This is a genomic window from Nonomuraea sp. NPDC049784 (genome assembly GCF_040659615.1).
Classification (GTDB): domain Bacteria; phylum Actinomycetota; class Actinomycetes; order Streptosporangiales; family Streptosporangiaceae; genus Nonomuraea.
Map to the genome: position 1 here is coordinate 1 of NZ_JBFAMX010000693.1, position 5,025 is coordinate 5,025.

Sequence of the window (5,025 nt, forward strand, 5' to 3'; positions counted from 1 at the left end):
TGCTGGCCGACCGGAGCCGCTGGGGGCGGCTGCTGGCGGACCCGTCGCTGGTGCGTACGGCGGTGGAGGAGGCGTTGCGCTTCGACGCCAACTCGGGCTTCGGCATGCCGCGCTACATCGGCGAGGAGGCCGAGATCGGCGGGACGGTGCCGCGCGGCACGACCGTGGTGTGCAGCATGGCCGCGGCCAACCGCGACGAGACCACCTTCGACGGCGCCGGCGAGATGGACCTGGGCCGCAGCCCGAACCCGCACCTGGCCTTCGGCGCCGGCGCGCACTCGTGCCTGGGGCAGGCGCTGGCCCGCACCGAGCTGCAGGCCGTGCTCGAGGTGCTGCTGCGCAAGCTCCCCTCACTGGAGCTCGCCGTCCCGGTGGAGGACCTGCGCCGGCTCGAAGGACTCGTCGTCGGCGGACTGCGGGAAGTCCCGGTGCGGTGGTGAGCATGGCCGTGCGAGCCGAGCGGGTCAGCGCCACCCGCGAGCAGATTCTGACGGCGGCGGAGCGGCTGTTCGCCGAGCACGGGGTGTTCGCCGTGTCGAACAGGCAGGTCAGCGAGGCCGCCGGGCAGGGCAACAACGCGGCGGTCGGTTACCACTTCGGCACGAAGGCCGACCTGGTGCGTGCGATCCTGCACAAGCACGCCGAGCAGCTCGAGCGCATCCGCACGCGCATGCTGGCCGAGGTCCGCGACTCGGACGAGGTGCGCGACTGGGTGGCCTGCCTGATCCGCCCGGTCACCGAGCATCTGGACGCCCTGGGCAACCCCACGTGGTTCGCCAGGTTCGCCGCTCAGGTGATGACCGACCCCGCGCTGCGCGACATCGTGATCGACGAGGCGCTGACCTCGCCCACGCTCGTCCAGATCGTCGCCGGGCTAAATCGATGCCTGCCGCAGCTGCCACCCGAGGTGCGGGCCGAGCGCAACGACATGACGAGCCAGCTCATGATCCACATGTGCGCCGAGCGCGAACGCGCCCTGGCCGACGGCACGCCGACACCCCGGGCCACCTGGCACGGCGCCGCGACCGGGCTGATCGACGCCATCGTCGCGCTGTGGGCGGCCCCTGTCACATCATCCGACGCGTAGAGAGGAACCCATGATGAAAGTTCGCGTTGACGAGGACAAGTGCTGCGGCGCAGGCCAGTGCGTGCTGCTCGCGCCAGACGTCTTCGACCAGCGTGAGGACGACGGCATCGTCGTCCTGCTGGAGGCGGAGCCCGCCGAGCACCTGCACGCGTCGGTCCGCGAGGCCGCCGCCGTCTGCCCCGCGGCCGCCATCGAGCTCAGCGAGAGCGCGTAACCCCTCTATGCCGACTTCTCCGGAAGGAGAGCACGCGATGACCGACACGTTGAGCCCGGCCGATGCTCCGGAGTTCCCGATGGCCAGGGCGGCAGGGTGCCCGTTCGACCCGCCGCCGGCGCTGCGCGCCCTGCAGCAGGAGGGGCCGCTGACCAAGGTCCGGCTGTGGGAGGGCCGCACCTCGTGGCTGGTGACGACGTACGCCGAGCAGCGGGCCGTGCTGGCCGACCCCAGGGTCAGCGCCGACATCACCCGCCCCGGCTACCCGAGCCCGGCGCCCAGCAGCGGCGGTTCGCTCAGCTTCATCCTGATGGACGACCCCGAGCACGCCCGCCAGCGCCGCATGGTGCAGGCGGCGTTCACCGTCAGGCGGGTGGAGTCCATGCGCCCGGCCGTGCAGAAGATCGTGGACGACATGATCGACGACATGCTGGCAGGGCCGAAGCCGGTGGACCTGGTCGAGGCGTTCGCGCTGCCGGTGCCCTCGCTGGTGATCTGCGAGCTGCTCGGCGTGCCGTACGCGGACCACGACTTCTTCCAGCACAGCAGCAAGACCATCATCAGGCGCACCGCGACACCCGAGCAGCGGGCCGCCGCCTTCGGAGGGCTGGCCCAGTACCTGGACGGCCTGGTGGGCAAGAAGCTCGCCGAGCCGGGCGACGATCTGCTGTCGCGGGTGGCCGGCAGGGTCAGCGCCGGCGAGCTGACCCGGCAGGAGGCCGCCCAGATGGGCGTGCTCCTGCTGATCGCCGGGCACGAGACCACCGCGAACATGATCGCGCTCGGCACCCTCGCCCTGCTGCAGAACCCCGGACAGCTGGCCCTGCTGCGTGACACCGACGACCCCAAGCTGGTCGCGGGGGCGGTGGAGGAGCTGCTGCGCTACCTCAACATCACCCACAACGGGCGGCGCCGCGTCGCGCTGGAGGACATCGAGATCGCCGGCCAGACCATCCGGGCGGGGGAGGGGATCATCATGGCCAACGACATCGGCAACCGCGACCCCGCGGTCTTCCCCGACCCTGACGAGCTGGACATCCGCCGTGACGCCCGCCGCCACGTGGCCTTCGGCTTCGGCGTGCACCAGTGCCTCGGCCAGCCGCTGGCCCGCATGGAGCTGCAGGTCGCCTACAGCACCCTCTACCGGCGCGTCCCCACCCTGAGCCTGGCGACCGACCTGGACCAGATCCCGTTCAAGCACGACGGCGCGGTCTACGGCGTCTACGAGCTGCCCGTCACTTGGTGACGTTTCCCGCCAGCTCCGACAGGTTCATCGCCATCGTGTGATGGACGGCGGGGACCCAGTCCAAGGCGCGCAGGGCCGTGTTGCGCAAGGATCGGAGGGGGCCGTTGCCCACTGTCGCGATTCGCGTCATCTTGTGGGCGAAGGCGACGACCTCCTCCGCGACCGGGCGGCGCTCGGCCTCGTACGCGTCCAGGACCGTCTCCGGGGCGCCGTCGCGCAGCGCCGCGGTGAGCTTCCCCGCCAGGTTGAGCGCGTCCTGGATACCGGTGTTCATGCCCTGACCGCCGGCCGGGCTGTGGACGTGGGCCGCGTCTCCCGCGAGGAAGATCCGGCCCGCCCGGTAGCGGTCCGCCAGGCGGTGGTGGACACGGAACCGCGAGCTCCAGACGAGGTCGGTGACCGTGGCCGGGTGGGCACGCGGCCCGCGGGTGTCGAGGAGCGCCTGGATGTCGGGGATGGCCGGGTGCTCCGGGGCCTCCTCGACCGTCGCCACGATCCGGTGGCGCCCGCCCGGGAGCGGGGCGACGACGGTCACCCCGGCAGGGGCGAAGTACAGGGAGACCTCGTCGGCGGCCCCCGCCCAGTCGAGGCGCACGTCGGCGAGCACGAACGACTGGGCGTAGGTGTCGCCGGTGAAGGAGATGCCGCTGTGCTCGCGGACCGTGCTGTGCATGCCGTCGGTGCCGACCGCGTACGAGGCGCGGATCCGCCGGCCGTCGGCGGTCGTGGCGGTGACCCCCGTGGAGCTCTGCTCGATGTTTGTGACCTCGTACGGCCGGTGCACCGTGCCGCCCGCGGCGCGGAGCCGGTCCAGCAGCACCCGCTCGGTGACGTCCTGCGGCACCAGCAGTGTGTACGGAAAGTCTGTCGGCAGATCGTCGAAGGCCACCGTCAGCAGGATCCGGTCGCGGTCGCGTACGGTGAAGCGGGGCACGGTGATGCCGAGGGACACCAGCTCGTCGCTCACGCCGATCTCGCGCAGCACCTCCAGGGTGCGGGCGTGCACGACGGCGGCCCGCGACGTGTTGGCGCCGCTCGCTGCCTTGTCCACCAGGACGGCGTCCACGCCCTGCCCGGCCAGCGCGGTGGCCAGGGCCAGGCCCGCCGGGCCCGCGCCGACGATCAGGACGTCCGTGCTCTCCGGAAGCTGTGCGTTCATATCCGGGATCCCCTTGTCAGTAGTAGTTGCGCATCAGCTCGGTAGCCCAGGCCGGCTGCACGGTCTCGCCCTGCGGGGCGAACTCCGCCATGTAGGGCTTGAGATCGAGGACCGGGCTGCCGTCGATGGCGTCCAGACCACGTACGCGCACATCGAGGCCGTCGACGGCGAGCAGCCGGCAGCGGGAGACCCCCAGCCGGTTCGGCCGGTTCTTGGCCCGCTGCGCGAAGATGCCCACCGGCGGCCAGTCGGGATTGCCCCTGGGGCGGCGGGCCGAGGTGTGCACGGAAGCCGGGTCCACGAGGTGGAAGAGGAACACCACCTCCAGGTGCGAGAACTCGTCAAGCCCGGCGAGTGAGTCCGGCCCGAAACGCGTCCCGTCGAGGCGGATCAGCGCTTCCTCGGTGTTCCAGTCGTCGTCGAACGCCTCGGTGCGCCCGCCGACCACGGTTCCCACCGGTTGCAGGGACACGGCGATCATGGTTCCTTCCATGCTCACGACCGTACGGGCCGGCCGCCGCCGGTGAATAAGTCACGATGACCGGGCGGGTCGCGGGCGCCGGCTGCCGCTTAGGTATGGTCGGGGCATCATGATCGGGCGTAATGCGGAGATCGCCCTCCTCGAGAAGATGATCGCTGAGTCCGGGACCGGCCTGGGCAACGCCGTCCTCGTGCGCGGCGAAGCCGGGATCGGCAAGTCGGCACTGCTGGCGGAGGTCGTGCGTACGGCCGGGGACGACCTGCTGGTGTTGCGGGTCACCGGCGTCGAGGCCGAGGCGGAGCTGCCCTTCGCGGCCCTGCACCTGCTGCTGCGGCCGGCGCGGCACCTCATCCCCGGCCTTCCGGCGGCGCAGCGCGCGGCGCTGCTCGGCGCGTTCGGCGAGAGCCAGGAGGGCGCCCAGGACCGCTTCCTCGTCGGGCTCGCGGTGCTGACCCTGCTCGCCGACCTCGCCGAGGAGCGCCCCCTGCTGTGCCTGGTCGACGACGTGCAGTGGCTGGACCGCGCGTCGGTGGACGCGCTGGTGTTCGCGGCGCGCCGGCTGGAAGCCGAGCGGATCACCATGATCCTGGCCGCCCGTGACGACGGGACGGAACTACCCGTCCACGGCGTTCCCGAGCTGAGGCTGGCCGGTCTCACCCGAGCCGACTGCGAGACGCTGCTCGCGGAGTCGGCCGCCGACCTGGTGCCCGAGGTCCGGGACCGCGTGATCGAGGAGGCCGAGGCGCCGCTACGACATCGGCCAGACCTTTCGTGGGCTTGTCCGCCATGAGTGTTTCCTCCGCTTATCTTCGACCGAAGTCTACCCGTGAGCAGGCAA

7 protein-coding genes are annotated in these 5,025 nt (G+C 71.6%); 5 read left to right on the forward strand and 2 right to left on the reverse strand.

Annotated features, from left to right (window positions below; genetic code table 11):
* The 4 genes from AB0J09_RS55955 to AB0J09_RS55970 all read left to right on the forward strand — a co-directional run.
* Positions 1–440 (forward strand): cytochrome P450 (locus tag AB0J09_RS55955; protein ID WP_360710610.1); only part of this gene is annotated, 440 nt, incomplete at its 5' end.
* A 2-nt stretch (positions 441–442) separates the two neighbouring features.
* Positions 443–1,087 carry a TetR family transcriptional regulator gene (locus AB0J09_RS55960; protein WP_360710612.1) on the forward strand — a complete coding sequence of 215 codons (645 nt, stop codon included), beginning with the start codon at positions 443–445 and terminating at the stop codon, positions 1,085–1,087.
* Positions 1,088–1,100: 13 nt separating this feature from the next.
* Positions 1,101–1,301 (forward strand): ferredoxin, encoded by a 201-nt coding sequence (locus AB0J09_RS55965; protein WP_360710615.1) that lies wholly within the window; start codon positions 1,101–1,103, stop codon positions 1,299–1,301.
* Positions 1,302–1,338: 37 nt separating this feature from the next.
* Positions 1,339–2,547, forward strand: a complete 1,209-nt coding sequence (locus tag AB0J09_RS55970; RefSeq protein WP_360710618.1) for a cytochrome P450 — start codon at positions 1,339–1,341, stop codon at positions 2,545–2,547.
* Here the strand turns inward: AB0J09_RS55970 and AB0J09_RS55975 are convergent.
* Both AB0J09_RS55975 and AB0J09_RS55980 read right to left on the reverse strand, forming a co-directional pair.
* Positions 2,537–3,706, reverse strand: coding sequence for an FAD-dependent monooxygenase (locus AB0J09_RS55975; RefSeq protein ID WP_360710619.1), 1,170 nt, complete (start codon positions 3,704–3,706; stop codon positions 2,537–2,539). The two genes, AB0J09_RS55970 and AB0J09_RS55975, sit on opposite strands and share 11 nt — an antisense overlap.
* A 16-nt stretch (positions 3,707–3,722) precedes the next feature.
* Positions 3,723–4,199, reverse strand: a complete 477-nt coding sequence (locus AB0J09_RS55980; RefSeq protein WP_360710622.1) for an SAM-dependent methyltransferase — start codon at positions 4,197–4,199, stop codon at positions 3,723–3,725.
* A gap of 97 nt (positions 4,200–4,296) precedes the next feature.
* On the opposite strand from AB0J09_RS55980, the gene AB0J09_RS55985 reads away from it, so the two are divergent.
* A complete protein-coding gene (locus AB0J09_RS55985; RefSeq protein WP_360710624.1) occupies positions 4,297–4,977 on the forward strand; it encodes an AAA family ATPase in 681 nt (226 codons plus the stop codon).
* Positions 4,978–5,025: the final 48 nt, after the last annotated feature.